The 19,573-nt window shown below is 44.1% G+C and carries 11 protein-coding genes; 6 read left to right on the top strand and 5 right to left on the bottom strand.

From position 1 onward, the window contains the following. The first annotated feature begins 3 nt into the window (after nt 1-3). From WJR50_RS07900 to WJR50_RS07885, 4 genes are all read left to right on the top strand, one after another. Nucleotides 4-1,173: an MFS transporter gene (locus WJR50_RS07900; RefSeq protein WP_341292707.1), complete on the top strand. Its 1,170-nt coding sequence runs from the start codon at nt 4-6 to the stop codon at nt 1,171-1,173. 7 nt (nt 1,174-1,180) lie between these two features. Further along, nucleotides 1,181-2,143 carry an aldo/keto reductase gene (locus tag WJR50_RS07895; protein ID WP_341292706.1) on the top strand — a complete coding sequence of 321 codons (963 nt, stop codon included), beginning with the start codon at nt 1,181-1,183 and terminating at the stop codon, nt 2,141-2,143. Between the two features lie 214 nt (nt 2,144-2,357). Further along, on the top strand, nt 2,358-4,592 hold the full coding sequence (locus WJR50_RS07890) for an FUSC family protein (protein ID WP_341292705.1): 2,235 nt from the start codon (nt 2,358-2,360) through the stop codon (nt 4,590-4,592). A 205-nt stretch (nt 4,593-4,797) separates the two neighbouring features. Continuing rightward, a complete protein-coding gene (locus WJR50_RS07885) occupies nt 4,798-6,174 on the top strand; it encodes an SPW repeat domain-containing protein (RefSeq protein ID WP_341292704.1) in 1,377 nt (458 codons plus the stop codon). A 123-nt stretch (nt 6,175-6,297) separates the two neighbouring features. Here the strand turns inward: WJR50_RS07885 and WJR50_RS07880 are convergent, their stop codons facing one another. Continuing rightward, nucleotides 6,298-7,947, bottom strand: coding sequence for an alpha-amylase family protein (locus WJR50_RS07880; RefSeq protein ID WP_341292703.1), 1,650 nt, complete (start codon nt 7,945-7,947; stop codon nt 6,298-6,300). 297 nt (nt 7,948-8,244) lie between these two features. On the opposite strand from WJR50_RS07880, the gene WJR50_RS07875 reads away from it, so the two are divergent. Beyond that, the gene (locus WJR50_RS07875) at nt 8,245-10,089 is read left to right on the top strand and encodes a restriction endonuclease (protein ID WP_341292702.1); all 1,845 of its coding nucleotides are present in this window, start codon (nt 8,245-8,247) and stop codon (nt 10,087-10,089) included. A 62-nt stretch (nt 10,090-10,151) separates the two neighbouring features. On the opposite strand, the gene WJR50_RS07870 is transcribed toward WJR50_RS07875, so the two are convergent. From WJR50_RS07870 to WJR50_RS07855, 4 genes are all read right to left on the bottom strand, one after another. Further along, the gene (locus tag WJR50_RS07870; protein WP_341292701.1) at nt 10,152-11,267 is read right to left on the bottom strand and encodes an endo-1,4-beta-xylanase; all 1,116 of its coding nucleotides are present in this window, start codon (nt 11,265-11,267) and stop codon (nt 10,152-10,154) included. A 98-nt stretch (nt 11,268-11,365) separates the two neighbouring features. Next, nucleotides 11,366-13,537: an alpha-glucuronidase family glycosyl hydrolase gene (locus WJR50_RS07865; protein ID WP_341292700.1), complete on the bottom strand. Its 2,172-nt coding sequence runs from the start codon at nt 13,535-13,537 to the stop codon at nt 11,366-11,368. 18 nt (nt 13,538-13,555) lie between these two features. Beyond that, nucleotides 13,556-14,587, bottom strand: a complete 1,032-nt coding sequence (locus WJR50_RS07860) for a LacI family DNA-binding transcriptional regulator (RefSeq protein ID WP_341292699.1) — start codon at nt 14,585-14,587, stop codon at nt 13,556-13,558. Between the two features lie 185 nt (nt 14,588-14,772). After that, entirely contained in the window at nt 14,773-15,822 is a 1,050-nt protein-coding gene (locus WJR50_RS07855; protein WP_341292698.1) for a LacI family DNA-binding transcriptional regulator, read from the bottom strand. A gap of 662 nt (nt 15,823-16,484) precedes the next feature. On the opposite strand from WJR50_RS07855, the gene WJR50_RS07850 reads away from it, so the two are divergent. Beyond that, a complete protein-coding gene (locus WJR50_RS07850) occupies nt 16,485-19,568 on the top strand; it encodes a SusC/RagA family TonB-linked outer membrane protein (protein WP_341292697.1) in 3,084 nt (1,027 codons plus the stop codon). Nucleotides 19,569-19,573 lie beyond the last annotated feature (5 nt).

Below are 19,573 nucleotides of genomic sequence, written 5' to 3'. Positions count from 1 at the left end.
AAGATGAACAAAGCACTAATAGCCCTGGCTATTGGCGGGTTTGGTATTGGTATGACCGAATTCGTAATTATGGGAATTCTCCCGGATGTGGCAAAAGCACTGGAAATCACCATCCCTCAGTCTGGACATTTTATCTCTGCCTATGCGCTAGGAGTGGTGGTAGGCGCACCATTATTGACAGGTTTGGGGAGTAAGTGGCCCGCACACAGGATGTTGTTTTACCTCATGGTATGGTTCACCATTTTCAACACATTATCCGCTTTTGCCAACAATTATGAGTCCCTCTTAGTTTTTAGATTTCTGTCAGGCTTACCGCATGGCGCATTTTTTGGCATTGGGGCTGTGGTGGCAGGAAAGCTTTCCAAGCCTGGCAAGGAAGCACAGGCTATTGCCATCATGTTTACCGGCTTAACGATTGCCAATGTGATAGGCGTGCCATTAGGCACTTACTTTGGACATGAGTTTAGCTGGAGTGTGGCTTTTCTGATGGTAGGTGTAGTAGGAATTATGGCGATGCTGGGCATTAAATTTTGGATGCCGGAGCTGCCGCAATCTTCCTCAGGAGGCTTTCGTAACGACCTGAAGGTACTCAAGCGTCTGGAGTTATGGATGGTAATCCTGCTGACTACCATAGGTACGGGAGGATTTTTTGCCTGGTATAGCTACATCGCACCCCTCATTACCGAAGTCGCCGGTCATCCGGAGCGAATGGTAAGTTATGCGATGATACTGGCGGGCGTAGGCATGGCTATTGGTAACCTTTTGGGAGCCAAAATGGCCGAAAAGTTTTCGCCTATTCATGCGGTAGTCTTTGCGCTCATGCTGATGGCAAGCGTACTGATAGCCAATACATTTTTGGCGGGGGATCGCATTGCCGTGCTGGTCATGACATTTATCATAGGAGTAGTAGCGTTTTGTATTTCTGCCCCTATACAGATCACGATGATCAAAACAGCGAAAGGCTCAGAAATGCTGGGCTCGTCTATGAACCAGAGTGCTTTTAACATGGGTAATGCTTCTGGAGCTTATCTGGCAGGTCTACCCATTGCGCTGGGCTATGGTTTTACTTCCGCTGATCTGGTGGGCGCTACCCTGGCAGGGGCTGGTGTGTTCATAGCCCTGGCCATTATTCTGATCAGAAAAAAGAAAATGAATTTAGTACCTGTAAACTGAAAATATTATGAAAAAGAGAAGATTAGGGAATACCGATTTATATACTGCACCCATCGTATTTGGGGGAAATGTGTTCGGCTGGACACTCAACGAAAAAGAGTCTTTTGAAATGCTGGATGAGGTACTGGCATTAGGCTTTAACACCATTGATACTGCCGATGTATATTCTCGCTGGGCTGAAGGTAATCAGGGAGGAGAATCTGAAACCATCATTGGTAAGTGGATGAAAGATCGTGGTAATCGCGATCAGGTCAATATCATTACCAAAGTAGGAGCAGACATGGGACAGGGCCATAAAGACCTGACGGAAGAATATATCCTGAAAGCCGCTAATGCTTCTCTCAAAAGATTGCAGGTAGAACAGATTGATCTCTATCTTACGCACTGGGATGATAACCGAACTCCGGTAGAGGAAACATTAGGAGCTTATCAGAAGCTCATTGAAATGGGTAAGGTTAAATACATCGGAGCTTCCAACCTTACGCCCGAAAGGTTAACCGCATCGCTGAAAGCCAGTGAACAGCATGGATTGCCTCGCTACGAAGTTTTTCAGCCAGAGTACAACCTCTATGCCCGTCAGGGATTTGAAGAAGGTGTAGCGTCTATCTGCAAAGAAGAAGGTTTGGGCGTGATCTCTTATTTTTCACTAGCCAGTGGGTTCCTGTCGGGTAAGTATAGAAGTAAAGAAGACTTTGAAGGAAAAGCCCGGGCCATGTTTGCCGAAAAATATCTGGACGAAAGAGGAGAAAATATTCTTGAAGCGCTGGATGATGTAGCTGCCAGGCATAACGTAAGCCAGGCAGGAGTGGCTTTGGCATGGCTGGTCAATAAGCCTATCGTTACTGCGCCTATCGCCAGTGCTACCAAAAGCAAGCATCTGCAGGCTTTCATAGAAGCCAGCCAACTTGAGTTAAGCGAAGCAGATATGGAGCAGTTGGATGAAGCTTCAGCCTATGCAGAAAAAGCATGATCCTTAAAAATATCTGAATCATACTATTCCTCGGCCTTAGGTCGGTGAATATTTTTTTGGCGCAAATAGTTGTGAAGTAAATCAAAGCACCAACTGCTCCATCTTTTTCTTATCTTAAATTCACGCCAGGTTTTATCGTTGATATTTTCAACAACCAAATTCTCCCTCATAAGTATCATAAAAGAAGTTAGCGGCTATAGTATCATGAGCAGATATGGTTAAAGCAGTTCAGGGCTTTGTCAAAAGCATTGATTTTTTTAAAAGTGTTACCCTTCTTTTTGCCATCCTTGTCCCATTAGGTGTTTTCAATATTCTGGATGAGATAGGGCTGGCGGTGAGCGTGGTGATGGGTGTTTTTATGTGTTCGCCCAGCGATGTACCCGGGAGCATGCGACATATGGCTTTAGGTATTTTGGTAAGCAGTATTATCGCTACTTTAACCACCCTCATTATCCATCTTTCATTTGGCTGGACATGGACGGTACTGCCGGTACTGGGCTTCATGGTTTTCGCTAACTCTATGATAGCTGTGTATGGGTTCAGAGCTTCTCTGGTGAGCTTTTCAGGTTTGTTAGCGATCATACTGGCCTATGCCCGCCCTACATCGGGTACAGCGCTTTTAATCCATGCCGGACTAATCTTGTCAGGAGGCATGTGGTATCTGGGCGTGACTTTGCTGGCCCATGCATTGGTACACCGAAGACATAATCAACTGATTCTGGCTGAGTGCATGTCACTTACCGCTAAGTATTTAAAAACGAGAGGCAAACTGTTAGAAGCGTCAGCGCAGAATACTGAGCTTCAGGATGAGCTATTTGTGCTACAGACTGACATTAATGAAAAGCATGAAAAGCTGAGGGAGCTCTTTGTGGAGGATAGAGTAAGATCCGGAGCCTCGTACTCTGCCAATAAATATATCCTCATCCTGATTGAGCTGATTGATATTTTGGAGCTGGCTATCTCCAATCCTGCAAACTATCAGATCATCAACAAGCACTTTCAGGGGCAGCAGAGAACGCTGAAGCCTTTTGTGGAGATTATTAATGTCATATCGCAGCGGCTTGATGTAATAGCCGGGATTATATCGGGAAGCAAACGTAAGTTTACCGAGTCTGATATGGATGAGCTTTATGAGCGTGCGGAGGAAATGATTACGACATATCTTAAAGAAAATCCTGCTTCCCAAGCCACCGAGGGGGCTGTAATCCTGAGAAACTTACTGGATTACGAGCAAAAGCAGCAGCAGAAAGTAGAGAGTATTGAGAGAGTGTTACAGGACCTGGTAGACCAAGAGCAACTGATGCGCAGAAGCAAGGATGTAGAAAAATTTATCACCCATCAGGATTATGACCTGAGTGTGATTCGGCAAAACCTTAATGCCCGGTCCACTATCTTCCGACATGCAATACGACTAACTTTTACCGTGCTTTTTGGCTATACACTGGGCACAGTCCTGCCCATTCAAATGCCCTACTGGATCATGTTGACCATTATCGTGATCATGAGGCCCAGCTATGGACTGACCAAGAGCCGCTCTATCAAACGTGTCTACGGTACTTTGATCGGGGGAGCTATTGCGCTGGCTATAGTTTTGCTTACTCAGAATACCTACGTTTATGGCGTGCTGGCAGCGGTTTCCCTGGTTTTTGCTTTCTCACTGGTACAAAAAAACTATGGAGGTTCAGCTATTTTCATCACATTGATTGTGGTTTTCCTCTATGCACTCATCAAGCCAGATGCACTTAACGTGATTCAATACCGGGTGGTAGACACGGCTCTTGGAGCTGGTTTATCCTTTCTGGCAAGCCTGTTCTTCTGGCCGAGCTGGGAGTTTATGAATATTCATACTGTGATTGCAGACAGCATCAAAGCCAACCGCCAGTACTTTCAGGAAATAAGTACATTTTACCAAAAGAAAGGAGATGTACCTACATCCTATAAGCTGGCTCGCAAAGAAGCTTTTCTGGCCATCGGTAACCTGAGCGCTGCCTTTCAGCGGATGAGCCAGGAGCCAAAGTCCAAAAGGTTGAATCATGCTAAAATTTACGATATGGTGGTGCTTAATCATACCTTTCTTACGGCAGCAGCGGCTATGGGCACTTTTATTCAGAATCATGTTACCACTGAAAAATCCCAGTATGTACAGGCATTTATTGATAGTACTGACGACCATCTTGAGCGTGCGCAGGCTAGCCTGAATACTGACAAGCCCAAAGAAGATTCGCTTCAATTTAACCTGGAAGAAGCCAAATCTTATCTGGAGCATCAGTTTGATGAACTGATCAGGAAAGATGAAATGGTTTTTTCAGATAATACTGCTACTAAAACCTTGGAAAAACATGATCAATTGCAGGAAGCTGGCCTGATCAGTACCCAGCTTCACTGGCTGAATTCGCTTTCGGAAAGCATACAAAACATAGCAGAAGAGCTTACAAAGCCTAAGCTTTAGCTTTCACTTTCTGTGTATAAAAGTAGCTTCTGATATTCTGTATTTTTACGTTGATCAGCTTTATGCGATGGCCACTACTTTACCGGATTATAAGTAAAAAGCAGCTTCAACAGTCTCCCACTTCTGATAGAGATACCAAACAAAGTGTGTTTGATTTTGTAATTATGACTACTGCTTAAGCTCTTGAACATAAATTTTTTAAACTATGGATCTTACTTTTCGCCACCTATTTTTTGTCAATAAGAGCATGTTTCCTCAGGAAAAGCAGGAAACTTATGAGGAACATCACAGGAAAACAAGCTGGGTTTATTATGCGACTATGGCCTTGGGCTTTTGGCTGATTGCCGCGCCTCCTACCTTTGGGTACACAGTACCAGCAATGATATGGAATGATATCCTGGTTGGATTCCTTATGGTATTGCTTAGTTATTTTGCAATCAAACCCTATAAGTTATGGGCCCAATGGGGAATTATTTTTTTGGGAATCGGACTGTTTGTGGCTCCCATGGTTTTTTGGGCAGAAGAAGGCGCTGCTTTACTTAATGATTATCTGATAGGTACGTTAGTCATAAGTTTTAGCCTTCTTATTCCTCGCCAGCCAGGAATCAAGTTATTTGCACCTCCTGGTCCTAATGTGCCTCCTGGCTGGAGTTATAATCCATCGGCCTGGAGTGAGCGCGTGCCAGTCATCTTTTTCGCCTGGGTAGGTTTTTTTGTCGCCCGCTATATGGGAGCTTTTCAGCTGGAATTTATCAGCTCGGTTTGGGATCCTTTCTTTGGAGATGGCACACGCAAAGTGCTGACCTCAAATGTGTCAGAGTCCTTTCCTGTTTCAGATGCTATGTTGGGTGCTTTTTCCTACATTCTGGATATACTCATGGGCTATGCAGGTGGGATTCACCGTTGGCGTACTATGCCCTGGGTTGTTATCATTTTCGGTATTCTGATTATCCCCCTGGGAGTGGTCAGCATTACGTTGGTGATCCTTCAGCCCGTAGCAGTAGGAAGCTGGTGTACCCTCTGCCTGACAAGTGCCACAGTTTCTCTCCTCATGATCCCTTTTACCCTGGATGAGGTGTTGGCTTCTGCACAACTACTGAGATATGAGAAGAAAAGAGGGAAATCTTTCTGGCAGGTATTCTGGTTTGGTGGCACCATGGAAGGAGGGGAAATCAAAGAAAAGATGAATCCTGTGGTACTGTTAGACAAGACCGTGAAAACCATGATCCACGACCTATTGCTCAAACCCTGGAACTTGTTTCTGGCAGTGGCAGTGGGTATCTGGGTAATGGCTTCTCCGGGAGTACTAGGTTTCACTGGCTCAGTGGCAGATAGCAATCATCTGGCAGGGGCAATTATCGTAACTTTTGCTGTCATCAGTATGTCAGAGGTAGCCCGTACCCTCAGGTTCTTAAACATTCTTTTTGGCCTCTGGCTCATCGTCTCTCCCTGGATTTTGGGTGCTGATCAAGATATTGTGACGTGGAATGGTGTGATCAGTGGTCTTGTGCTGATGGCCCTGGCTTTTTATAAGGGTATCATTGAAGATGAAAGAGGAGGCTTTGGTAAATATATCAAGTGATGAATAATGAGTAATGGATGATGAAGAGTGTGTAATGATTATACATTTATCATTCTTCATCAATCACTCATCATTAATCATAAAAGCTAGGAAAACTTTGAAGGTAGAAAAGAATTAAGCGGCTTACAATGAGGTAGAACCTTTATACCTGTCTTTCTTTACCCTGCCCTGAAACCAGCGATAGCCCAGAGGGTTTATTTTGACTTCTCTGCTACCGTTGAGCAAATCATAATTGGCATCACCAAAAATATCTACTAGTCTTTTTACTTCATCTTCTCCCAGATCAATATTGATGACCGCTGCTTCATCAGTCAGGTTGTGAACTGCCAGTGCAATCTCGTCTTCCAGCTTGCTATAATGGCACAAAACTCCTGAATGGGAAGTAGGGATAATGGCGTATTCCCCTCTTCCAAATTCAAGGCATTTGGTACGCATCCTGATCAATTTGATCATCCAGTTAAGGAAGCTGTCGTTATCCTTGTATTGTTGTTCCACGTTTACTTTATCCTTTCCATATTCGCCTTCGGTGATCAATGGCTTAATAAATTGATCTTCCGGTACTGCTGAAAATCCTGCACCTTCTTCTTTTGACCATTGCATGATAGTCCGGACACTATCTCTTCCTTTTTGTGACAAATCATCACCCATGCCTATTTCATCTCCATAACGAATGATGGGTGAGCCCGGCATGGTAAACAGCAGACTGTAGGCCAGCTCAATCCTTCTCCTGTCATTGTCAAACATAGAAACCAGTCTTCTGCGTATGCCTCTGCCAAATACCCGCATATTCTCATGGGGAGCAAATGCCTCAAATACGGTTTGCTTCTCTTCTTCACTAAGCTGACCCAGGTCAAGTTCATCGTGGTTGCGCAGAAAGTTGGCATACTGCTGAAAATTGTTGGCACGGGGAAGCATGTTTAAACCATGCTCTATGGGAGCTTTCTGCTGCCTGGCAAGTGCCAAGAAGATGTAGTTGGCGGAATAAAAATTGAGCAGCATCTGAAATTTGTCATCATTCCCAAAAAAATCATTGTATCTATCTGGCTTTACATCGGTTTCTCCCAGCAGTACTGCTTCGCAGCTAACCTCTTCGGCATACTGCCGAAATTCTCTGATAATCTGGTCGGGGTCTTCCAACTCTATGTCTCCCTTATTTCTGGCAATGTGAGAAAGCGCATCTACCCGAAAGCCTGAGACGCCTAGCCGTAACCAGAAGTGCATGATGCGCCTTACTTCTCTTCTTACCTCAGGGTTGGTAAAGTTGAGATCCGGTTGAAAATCGTAAAAAGTATGATAATAATATGCCTCTGCTTCTTCATCGTATTTCCAGTTGCTCTCCTGCTGTTTGCCAAAGACAATATTATCACTGTGTTGCTCAGGTTTTACTTTAGACCATATATAATAATCTCTGTATTTAGAATCAGGATTTTTTCGGCTTTTCTGAAACCAGTGATGTTGATTGGAGGTATGGTTAATAGGCAAATCCAGGATAACTCTCAGGCTATGTTCCCCTACCAGATCCAGGAAATCCATAAAGTCGCCCATATTTCCCAACCGGCTGTCTATGGCAAAGTGATCTGTCACATCATAGCCATTGTCTCTGTGGGGACTTTGGTAGATAGGTAAGAGCCAGATTGTTTTTACCCCCAGTGAAGCAATATATTCCAGCCTGTCTCTCAGCCCTATAAAATCTCCGCAGCCATCCGCATTATTGTCCTGAAAAGCATCAACACTTAGAGAATAGATGATTGTGTTTTTGAACCAGTAGCGCATAAGTTAAAAAAGTATAAATAGGTTAACATGGAAAAGTACTTTTTATACAATGTGGAACAAGAATTGTTCGTATATTACTTACAGGTATCGGCAAAACCTTAAGTCATCTCAAAGTATAGCTTTGATCATCATTTTTTTAAAGTAATCGTACAGTGTTATTTTTTTAAGAGGTTTTGATAGGATGCCTATTAGCGTTGATGCCTTGCTTTTAATGAATACTTAGTGAACCATTATTCGTTCATTAGCAGAAATAATCCTATTTTAGAAGAATTTTTAATGCTTAAACTTCCCCATCCAATGTCTCAGCAGCAGGGTAATGAACTTATAAGAGTCAAACAGTACACCTCTCCAAGTGAAGAAGGCACAGTCTTTACAATAGAACTGGTGCATATAGGTTTGCATGCCCACAAAATATTTTCATCTGTTGACCATCCAAAGATAGTCCACGAGGTGAGAGACCAGCTGGATGCATGGGAGGAGCAGTGGCATAAGTTACAACATGAACCAAATGATCGAGCAGATTTACTGTCACTTTCTGAAACAGATAACTTATGGAAAGAAGGATCAAATAAGAGCAAGGAAGAATCCGCTGCATTAGAAAACCAAGGGGAGACCAACAAAGGGCAAGTGGAAAGCTCTCAGAGAGAGATAGATATTCAAGAACCCGAGGCTTTGACCGAGGTAAGCCGAGATAGGGTAGATAGCATACATGATATTCTGCCCCTAGCCCTTGCGCAAGAAATCAGAGTGGATTGGGAAAGCTTAAAAACGTTTGGAGATTTTATAGAACTTCCCCCAGTAAGACCGTCAGGCTCTATTCCCACCGAATATCCTAAGGAACCTGATTTTTATGATTATGAATTCAGGCCAAAATTAAATTTGATAGATAAGACGATCTCTCCCCTAAAGACAAAAAAAAGAGATAAGGCCTACAGAAACTTTCAGGTCGCTTATAAAAAATGGAGGGAAATGTGTGCTATGATTGACAAAGAAAATGAAGAGCGGAAAGAGAGATATGCACAGGAAGAGCAGGAGTGGGAAAAAGAGGTGAAGGCCTGGGAAGCTAAAAAAGAAGCTTTTTTAAATAAACAACAGCAAGAGCACGCCCAGATTGATAAGTTAAGGCAAGCTTATGAGCATAAAGATTCAGCCGCTATCATTGAATACTGTACGATGGTATTGGAAAAAATGTCTTATCCTGCCGGGTTTCCTAGAGATTACAAGCTGGAATACAGCCGTCATGAACAATGCCTGATGCTGGAACATGCCATGCCTTCTCTTGAGGAGGTTATCATGCAAAATGAAGGGGAACAATCATCTTCAGCCATGGGAGGTGCGAAAGTTCATTTGAATAATAGCCAGCTAGTGGCATTGTACAACACTGCTTTGTGTGGTTTTTCATTGGGTATCCTGCATACTTTGTTACAGGCAGATGAGGCGGAAGCTCTTCATCGGATCAAGTTTAATGGTTGGCTGGCATCCATAGAGGAGGAGGGAGATGAAGCGTTCAAAGAATGCGTCATTTCACTGCATACCTCCAAAGCTGAATTTATGGAGGTTAAACTGGGAGATGAAGATCCTGAAACTTACTTTGAGCAATTGGGAGGGCTTACCCATACGCAACTACATGCGCTAAACTCTGAAAAGGCATCTGATCCGGAACCTGATTCAGAGGAAAATCAAATAGATGCATCTCAGCAAGAAATTTCTGAAGAGGATGAATCTAATAATCTTTTGGTTATACCCTGGGAAGAGTTTAAGGGGCTAATTATGAATGTTTTTGAGCAGGAATTTAATGTGCCGGGAGGAGAAGTAAAACTTATTCAGGAAGCAGATAACAGTGTTTTGAAAGCCATAGCTTTTGATCCCGATCCTATCAGAGGAGGTAAAATTGTTATTTATGCGCAAAGAGAGAGAGAAGCAATAGGTATATCAATTATACAGACTCTATTCAAGCATGTGATGGATATCAAGGCCACAAAAGGGATATTGATTACTACTACTGAATATGAGGAAGATGCTAAAGCTTATGCCAGAGATAAGCCGGTTTCTTTATTGAATGGGAAGCATCTGATTTCTCTGCTCGATAAACATGGACATGATTATCAGATTAATTTCCATGAGATCAGAAAAGTAGACTGATGACTTCCGTTTGTATTTCACATTATTTCAGATGAGTAGCGGTGGCTTAAACAAAACGGGCTTTATTTTTCTTTTCCAGCATTAATTACTGCCTCAAAGGCTGCTTTAGGCTGGTAATCTCGGCCAAAAAGCAGGGGGTAGTTGGTCCTGCCGCGAATGGGCCAGTTGTTGAGCCATGAATGATGGTCTGCCACTCCCCAAAAAGTGACTCTGCTGATTTTATCCCTATGCTTGTGAAAAAGCGCGAAGAGATCAGCATAACGATCCGCTAACTGTTCTTGTACAGCATCTGGTAGTCCATCGGGATAGGGATTATGCTCTGACTTTTCGCCAAAATTTTCGTTCAGGTCAGCTCCCTGATTTCCCGGCCGAGGAAGTACCTCAATATCCAATTCAGTGACCATTACTTTTACGCCTAATTCGGAGAAGGCAAGTATACTGGCTTCAATCTCATCTATAGAAGGTAAAGTAAGGCTATAATGTCCCTGCATGCCGATGCCATCTACCTGAACACCTTCTTCCTGTAGTTTCCTGACAAGGCGAATGGCTCCTTCTCTTTTTGAAGGTTTCCATAGATTATAATCGTTGTAATACAATTCCGCATCAGGAGCGGCTTCATGAGCAAATGTAAAAGCCTTAGAAAGATAATCTTCTCCAATAATTTCCAACCATTTTGTTTGCCTCAGGCTGCCATCCTCATTCAGTGCTTCGTTTACCACGTCCCAACCGTCAATTTTGTCTTCGTACCTTCCTGCCACAGTAGAAATATGCTGTTGCATACGAGCTAGCAGCTTTTCTTTGCTTAGCTCACTTCCTTTTTCACCTTCAAATACCCAGCCGGGGGTCTGTTGATGCCAGACCAAGGTGTGGCCAATGATGAACATATCGTGTTTTTCACCCAATGCAACATAGTTATCTGCGGCGCTAAAGTTGTATTCATTTGGCTTGGGATGTACAGGCCCCCACTTCAGCATATTTTCGGGAGTGGTGCTGTTAAAATGTAAAGCAATAAGGTTGAGTGCCTTGGTATCTTCCCCCGCTGCCTGCTGATAGTTGATGGCTGCTCCTATAAGAAAGTCATCCTCAAAAGCCTCTTTTAGGGAGCGACTTGCCAGGAAAAATCCTGCAGTAAGTACGGCAAGGACAAGCAGGATCATGTTCTTGAAAGAAAAATTCATAATCAAGATGTTTAAAAATGAGTGAATTACTTCATAGCGCCTTAAGTCTGCTTAGATAGGCTTTTCCTTTTTCTGTTATGCGAAACTACCACCTCGGATTACCATCGGGGTCTTATCCCCGGGGCAAAAGGAAAACTTAGGTTCTGATAGTATTCCAGCGATTCTTCCGGTTTTTCTACCCCTTCAGGAATGGGTAGTTTAGAGAAAGTCTGAAAGTAGCTCAGGCAGGCATCTTTCCACCAGTCTGCTTCCTTCTCCTGTATTTCCAGAAAAGCTTTCACATGCTGAAAGCGCTCCTGGTCAATCTCACTTTCCAGACTGTTCCATTTCTCCTGCATCTGACGAACAGTATCTACTCCTGCCTGATAGTGAAAAGCAATTTCATCCCACAAAATGTTGTTGGACTTCATGGTATAATCCCAGTCCAGATGATGAAACCAAAGCAGGTACATGTTGGGACAGAGTTCCGGATCACCAAACTTCTTCGCTACCGGAGGAAAATACTGGTCTACCGCATTACTGCCGGTTTCGGTACGGTCAAAGCCTATTCCTTCTTCATCGGCCTGATGGTAATATACCGAAGTCCAGTCAGCACGTGGCATTTCCGAGACCCAGGGGCCGGGGCCGTAATGATGCCCTGCCCCCATGATATGGTGTAGTCCCAGGGGTGTCATATAATTGACAACGGCTTCATGAGAGTTGAGCATCATTGCGCGTATGCTTCTCATAGCACCCACCTCATTGGAGAAAGTCATGCCTATCCATTCATTGGCAATATCTCTTGAAGATATATTGATGTCCCAGGCCATTCTGCCAAAGGCATACCAGTTTGCCTGACCAAAATGATGGCCAGTCCAGTTACGGTCAGTACCTATGTTGGCTACTCCGGCCATGCCGGTAAGCTGATAGTCATGCAGGCTTCCATCTATTACTTTGGCTACGGTAGAACCTTCCCCTTTAGCATAAGTATCGGATTGAAGCACCTCTTCAAACAAGGGGGCTAAAAAGACGAGATGTGTTCCCTGCCCCAGGTATTCCTGCGTAATCTGAAATTCCATCATCAGTGGAGTCTCAGGCATAGCTCCGAAAAGCGGGTGGAAAGGCTCTCGGGGCTGAAAATCTATGGCTCCGTTTTTAACCTGAACCATTACATTGTCCCGGAACTCACCATCCAAAGGTTTGAATTCGTTATAAGCCTGCTTGGCCCGATCTTCAGGCTCTTCCTCGCTATACACAAAGGCTCGCCACATCACGATGCCTCCGTGTTCGGCTACGGCATCGGCCAGCATATTGGCGCCATCGGCGTGCGTTCTGCCGTAGTTTTGCGGTCCAGGCTGGCCTTCGGAATTGGCTTTGACCAGAAATCCTCCGAAGTCAGGAATGTATTCATAGATTTCATCTGTTTTTTCGTTCCACCACTTCTGCACCTGTGGGTCCAGCGGATCAGCGGTTTCCAGTCCGCCGATCTCTACCGGAGCACTGAAGCGGGCAGTAAGGTATACTTTGAGTCCATAGGGGCGAAATACATCCGCCAGAGCAGCGGCTTTTTCCAGATAATGAGGGGTGAGTACCAGTGCATTGGCATTGACATTGGTCAGCACAGTACCATTGATGCCGATAGATGCATTGGCACGGGCATAATCAATGTAGCGGGGAGCGATGTACTCAGGAAGTCTGTGCCAGTCCCAGATGGAGAAGCCGGCATAACCTCTCTCTACTGTTCTGTCCAGATTGTCCCAGTGGTTGAGTACCCGATGCATTACATCCGGTGAGCTTTGGATAGACAGGTTATCAATGGATTGATGCGTTTGCAACAGACGTAAATAGTGGAATACACCGTATAACACACCTACTTCACTTTTTGCGGTGATAATAGTGGCAGAATGACCATTGACGCTCTTTTGTGTAATGATAAAGCCTTCATCGGCCAGTTCATCCAATTGGGAATTAAGATTGAGCGAGGCAATGAGGGGAGAAGAGTCGGGAGTGCCAGCCAGCAAAATGCCATCCTGCTCTACTGCTTCTACCGCCGGCGTGTATTCTCCCAGCAGACCGCTCAAGCCCATCTGCATTTCATTTCGGATTACCTCCAGCGTAGGAGACTCACCCTCAACTAACCATCCGTTAATGGCCTCATTGTAGGAAGCCAGCAGTTGGGTGTCCTTAATCTGATCATATCTAAGCCAAAGGCGATAGCCATCCTCAGCCTGTAAATCAGTGAAAGAAAAAAGTGAAAAAATCAGGATAAAAAAAAGTGAACTTACTCTCATTGTTTTGGTAGATAAAAGTCAATGAATGATTTTTCTAAGCGATGATTCCCTTACTACTACTTCATGCCGTAAGACAATGGTATTCAGGTTAGTGGCTGGTAGTTTGTTGAGCCGGTTGATCAGCGTGCTGGCAGCCAACTCGCCCATCTCATACCCAGGATAATGTACAGTGGATAAAAGCGGATCCACCAACCTGGAAATAGGATCATCATTAAAGCCTATCACGGCAATGTCTTGAGGCACGCGGATACCTGCTCTTTTTAGCTCACTCATGCAGGCCACTGCAGAAGTATCGTTAGCAGTAAAAATACCGTCAGGAAGTGTCTCCATATCAAGTATTTGCTGAGCGGCTTTGATGCCCAACTGACCTCCCCGGATGTCAATAATGACCAGGTCCGGGTCATAGCCTATCTGTTGATCTTCCAGTGCTTTTCTGTAACCCTCGTGGCGATCAGCATATACATTAGACTTTAGGTTACCGCTGATGTGCACTATTCTTCGGCAGCCCTGATCCAGCAGATGTTTAGTAGCATCGTAGCCTGCCTGAAAGTTGTCTATGATAATACTGGTACAATTCGGGTCATCAAATACCCGGTCAAAGAAAATAAGCGGAATCTCTTTTTTGAACAGGAAATCAAAGTGCTTGATGTTTTGTGTATCCCCTGCCAGCGAGACCAGCAGGCCATCTACCCGACTGTTGTACATGGTAGTAACATTGGCCAGCTCTTTCTGAACGGATTCCAGCGATTGGCTGATAAGCAGATTATAGCCTGCCTGATTAGCTACTTTTTCAATGCCAGCGATCACGGAAGACATAAAATAACTATTGAGGTGAGGCACCACTACGCCAATGGTATTGGTTCTTCTTTTTCTCAGGCTACTGGCAAAAATATTATGCTGATAGCCCATTTTCTGAGCGGCTTCTACGATTTTCTTTTTGGTTTCTTTTTTGATTGCCGGGTGGTCTTTCAACCCCCTGCTTACTGTAGCTGCAGAAATATTCAGGGCTTTGGCTATATCATAAATAGTGATTTCTTTCTTAGTATTCATTTTAACTTAGAGTATCTGGAGGAAGAGGGTTACAACAGCATATTTTCAATAAATATAAAAATCGTAAAAATATCCATTAATACTACATCTTTTTTGCAATCGGTTTAATTTTGTAGCGTTACCTATGCTTTAGCAATAAGTGTAAGTTGTTTACAGTGCATAATCCACTTTATATTGTCAATATACTAAGTAACTTTTTTAACAGCTGCTTTATTCTTCAGAGAAGAAGCGCGCTGTATGAGTTCAGTCTTGAGCACAATCGTTTGTGACTGGACGATATCTGTGTGCTCTCTGTTCTTAAGAACCTGTTGCGCTGCAATTCTTCCCATATCAAAAGCAGGGTGGGAGATGGTGGTCAAGCCAGGTTCTATAATAGATGAAATAGGATCATCATTAAACCCGACAACAGCCAACTCTTGCGGTAAACGCACTCCTTTTTGCTTGGCATATTGTATAGCACCTACCGCAGCCGAGTCGTTGGCAGAAAATATACCATCAGGCGGTTCAGCCAAACATAGTAGGTATTCAGTACTTTTTTGTCCTTCTTCCATGCTCAGTTTACTATGTACAATTAGATGCTCATCAATGGGAAGATTGTGGGCTTTCAGAGCATCGATATAGCCTCTCTGTCTTCCATCGTAGATATTGCGATGTTGTGCACCTCCAAAGTGAGCAATACGTTTGCAACCCATGCTGATCAGATGCTCGGTAGCTTTGAAGCCCGCTGCATAATTGTCAATAATCACCCGATCCGTCTGTAACTCGGTAGTAATTCTGTCTATGGACACCATCGGGATATCATTCTGAAGAAAAGGGTAAAAATGGTCGTATTCTCTGGTTTCCATAGCGAGAGAAACGATTAGCCCGGCTACCCTGCTGGAGTAAAGCGTTTGTGCATTGGCTACTTCTTTCTCATAAGAATCATGGGTCTGCGAAATAATCACATTATAACCTTGCTTATTGGCACTGTCTTCTATACCGCTGATCAGGGAAGCAATGAAAGGTCGGTTAATCAAAGGCATGAGTACGCCTATAATGTTGGTCTTGTTTTTTCTTAGGCTGGAGGCTACTGAATTAGGTTGATACCCCAGTTGGCGTGCTAATTTCTTTACAGCCTGAGTAGTCTCCTTACTGATGCTGTAATGGTTATTCAAGGCGCGGGAGACAGTAGTAGGGGAAACCTCAAGTTTTTGGGCTATATCGTATATAGTTACTTGCTTATTGGTTTTTTTCATCGCTTAAGATTTGTTGGTTGTTGTCATGCTATGCATACCGTTAAAGTCCTCACTTCTCTGTCACCAGCTAAGTCTTTTTCATCTAACATACAAAAACTTATCTCAACAAAATAAAATTTTCACTTTCCTTAAGCTGGGTAAACCTCATAGATAAACGGATTAATAATCAAATGTAGAGGATTATTTAAAAAATATACACAATCGTTTGTGTTAATAATAATTATTTATTTATGTTTATGATTAAAATCACATAAATAGCTATATATATTCATTTATTTTGTAATGATTTAATCAATAAGTATAAATAGTAATTAATAATTTAAAACAATGGATTTCTAATTATGCGTTAATTTTTATCTATCGATAAACTAAGTATCTATGACTACTCGCTTTTGCCTCATTTTTAGGGGTGTAACCACAGATTTTTCATTGGAAAGCATAGTATTTAAGTGCTATTCAAGCTTGTTAGGAGGTCTGAATCCTCATTCTTTGTCCGCTGACACTCCAATTTTTACTTTTTACGCAACCGATAATCTTTTAGTGAATAAGCTTGCGGATTAAAGTCAACAGGTACTGAAGAGTCTGTTTATCATTAGCTTGATGAATAGCTTTCAATACAGGACTTAAGCACAAGCTTTATGCAACTACTTAAAATTTACTATATGAAAAGCTTATTACTTTCTTGCCTCTTATGGGTAGGGCTGATACCCTTGGTCATAGCCCAGCAGCAGGTTTCTGGAACAGTGACCGATGCTTCAAGTGAAGAAGCTTTGCCCGGTGTAAATATACTGGTCAAAGGCACTTCCAATGGCACCATCACTGATGTAAACGGAAACTTCAGTTTACAAGTACCAGATAGCGATGCTACACTGGTTTTTTCTTCTATTGGTTATGAAGGACAGGAAGTTATTGTGGGAAATCAATCTAACTTCAACATAGCGCTTACACCTGATTTGCAGACACTCTCCGAAGTAGTAGTAGTGGGTTATGGTACTCAGGAAAAAAGCGATGTAACCGGAGCCATTACCCAGGTTTCCGGTGAGTCTCTAAGAGAAGTGCCTGCGGCCAACTTTACCCAGGCTTTGCAGGGACGCGCTGCGGGTGTGGAGATCACTTCCACCTCGCCCCGACCCGGCGGCGATGCACGGATCCGTATTCGGGGCAGCCGATCGCTTACCGGCTCCAACGATCCTCTCATCGTGTTGGACGGGATTCCCTTCAACGGCTCCATCAATGACATCAATGTCAATGACATTGCCTCCATCAACGTACTGAAAGATGCTTCTTCCACCGCCATCTACGGGTCCAGAGGGTCCAACGGGGTGATTATCATTACGACCAAAAGGGGACAGACCGGTGAGCCTCAGTTGTTTTATGACGGATATTACGGTCCTACTTCTGCCATTGACAAGTATGATCTGATGAACGGTCAGCAGTTTGCTGATTTTCGGGCAGCAGCGGCAGAGGGTGGTTCTTCCTTTACATTCACACCCGACGAAGAGGCCAACCTTGCCGCCGGAAGGAGCACTGACTGGCAGGATCTGCTCTACCAGAATGGCTTCATGACCGATCATAATATTGGAGCCAGGGGAGGAACCGAAAACACGCAGTATTATCTTTCCGCCGGATACTTCAAGCAGACTACCGTTCTGCCAGGACAGGCATTCACGCGTTTTTCGGTGACGGGTACCATTGACCAGCAGATTAATGACCGTGTGAAGATTGGACTTAATACCATGAACCAGTTCAACATCAACGATGGGGAGAATATTTCCCTCATGTTTCCACTGCTCACCCTGAGTCCCTTATACAATGCTTACAATGAGGATGGCACCATCAAAACCTATCCTGCCGAATTTAGTGCCAATCCGGAAACTATCAACCCTCTGCTGATCAACCGGGAAAATGAGTGGAAGCAACAGCGCAGGAGACTGCGGACTTTCAACAGCCTGTATGGCGAAGTAAACATCACAGAGGGCTTGAAATATCGCCTCAATGTAGGGCTTGACTTGTTCCAGGATAATTTCGGCACCTATTCAGGTTCAAACACTCCCTTCAGAAATGGATCAGTCAATGCAGCCGATATTGAAAATACCAACAGTTGGAGTTATACCATTGAGAACCTGCTGACCTATGACAAGACTTTTGCCAACGATCATCAGCTGAACTTAACGGCACTCTATAGTATACAGGAAATAGAGCAGTACAGAAGTGGTGCCAATGCCCAGGACCTTCCGGCTGACTATACTTACTACTATAATCTGGGACTGGCTAATACTTCCTCAGTTCCGGCCAATGTATCTTACTACTCCAAATCAGCCATCCTTTCCTACATGGGCCGTGTGAACTACAGCTATGCAGACCGCTACCTGCTGACAGTGAGCTATCGTGCCGATGGTTCTTCAAGACTGGCCCCAGGAAACAAATGGTACTATTATCCTGCTGCCGCATTGGGCTGGAACATTAGCAACGAATCGTTCATGAGTGGATTAAATGCCATCTCCAGCCTGAAGCTGCGCCTTGGCTACGGAATTACATCAAACCAGGCAGTAGATCCCTATGCTTCGCTGGGTTCGCTGACCTCTGAACCCTACAATTTCGGAGAAAGAGGTTTGTACGGCTATTATGTAAACCAGCTACCCAATTCTTCCCTTTCATGGGAATTTACTACCACCACCAACCTGGGTCTTGACTTTGGCTTATTAAGAGACAGAATCACAGGTAGTCTTGAGCTTTATAGGCAACAAACTGAGGATATCCTGCAAAGTGTTTCCTTGCCGCCTACCTCAGGGGTGAGTAGTGTGGTAAAAAATGTGGGTGAGTCTGAAAACAGAGGGGTTGAGTTCTCCCTCAGTTCGGTAAACATTACCGATAATACCACAAATGGTACCGGATTACGGTGGACTACCGATTTTAACTTTTATCTGAACAGAGGAGAAATTACCTATCTGGCAGGTGGCGTAGACCGGAACATCAACAACGGTTGGTTTGTAGGTCAGCCCATTGATGTAATTTATGATTTTGAAAAAATAGGTATCGTACAAACCGGCGAAACAGAGCTGCCGGATGGTTTTGAGCCGGGAGAAATCAAAGTCAGGGATCAGATTACGGTAGATACTGACGGAGATGGTGTAGCGGACGCGACTGATGGTGTCATCAATGCCGACGACCGGATCATTCTGGGAAGCCCTCAGTCCGATTGGGCTGGCGGTATGTCCAACAGTTTCTCTTACAAAGGATTTGACCTTTCGTTTGTGCTCTTCTGGAAAGTGGGGGGTACGCTGGTTAGCACGGTGTATCAGGCGAACCAGTCCAACCCGATCAACAGCCTGGAAGGAAGACGTAACGGTCCCCGGGTAGACTACTGGACTCCGGATAATCCTACCAATGCCTTCCCGCAACCCGGCACCGGTCAGCAGCCTGATTATGGTTCTACTTTGGGATATTATGACGCCTCTTTCATGAAGGTCAGGAGTATCAATCTGGGATATAATCTGCCACAGCGTTGGTTTGGAAACAGCGGAATCAATTCATTGCGCGTGTATGTACGGGCGCAGAATCCCTTCCAGGCTTTCTTCTCTGACTATGTGAAAATGGGTGGTATTGACCCTGAACCCACACAGTCTATTAACGCTGGTGATAATACTACCACCAATACTCCGGGCTTTGGAGCAGGCAGTCTGGTAGTAGGGCTTAATACCCCTCCAACCCGGGCTATTTTGTTTGGTGTCAACCTGAAATTCTAATTCTT

The organism is Catalinimonas locisalis (assembly GCF_038039535.1).
Classification (GTDB): domain Bacteria; phylum Bacteroidota; class Bacteroidia; order Cytophagales; family Cyclobacteriaceae; genus Catalinimonas.
Note: the sequence above shows the minus strand (reverse complement) of the source record. Positions and strands in the feature narration are given on the sequence as shown.

Excerpts from the sequence above, each read along its gene's own strand:
- WJR50_RS07900 (WP_341292707.1), top strand. The coding sequence starts at position 4 with ATGAACAAAGCACTAATAGCCCTGGCTATTGGCGGGTTTGGTATTGGT.
- WJR50_RS07895 (WP_341292706.1), top strand. The coding sequence starts at position 1,181 with ATGAAAAAGAGAAGATTAGGGAATACCGATTTATATACTGCACCCATC.
- WJR50_RS07890 (WP_341292705.1), top strand. The coding sequence starts at position 2,358 with ATGGTTAAAGCAGTTCAGGGCTTTGTCAAAAGCATTGATTTTTTTAAA.
- WJR50_RS07885 (WP_341292704.1), top strand. The coding sequence starts at position 4,798 with ATGGATCTTACTTTTCGCCACCTATTTTTTGTCAATAAGAGCATGTTT.
- WJR50_RS07880 (WP_341292703.1), bottom strand. The coding sequence starts at position 7,947 with ATGCGCTACTGGTTCAAAAACACAATCATCTATTCTCTAAGTGTTGAT.
- WJR50_RS07875 (WP_341292702.1), top strand. The coding sequence starts at position 8,245 with ATGTCTCAGCAGCAGGGTAATGAACTTATAAGAGTCAAACAGTACACC.
- WJR50_RS07870 (WP_341292701.1), bottom strand. The coding sequence starts at position 11,267 with ATGAATTTTTCTTTCAAGAACATGATCCTGCTTGTCCTTGCCGTACTT.
- WJR50_RS07865 (WP_341292700.1), bottom strand. The coding sequence starts at position 13,537 with ATGAGAGTAAGTTCACTTTTTTTTATCCTGATTTTTTCACTTTTTTCT.
- WJR50_RS07860 (WP_341292699.1), bottom strand. The coding sequence starts at position 14,587 with ATGAATACTAAGAAAGAAATCACTATTTATGATATAGCCAAAGCCCTG.
- WJR50_RS07855 (WP_341292698.1), bottom strand. The coding sequence starts at position 15,822 with ATGAAAAAAACCAATAAGCAAGTAACTATATACGATATAGCCCAAAAA.
- WJR50_RS07850 (WP_341292697.1), top strand. The coding sequence starts at position 16,485 with ATGAAAAGCTTATTACTTTCTTGCCTCTTATGGGTAGGGCTGATACCC.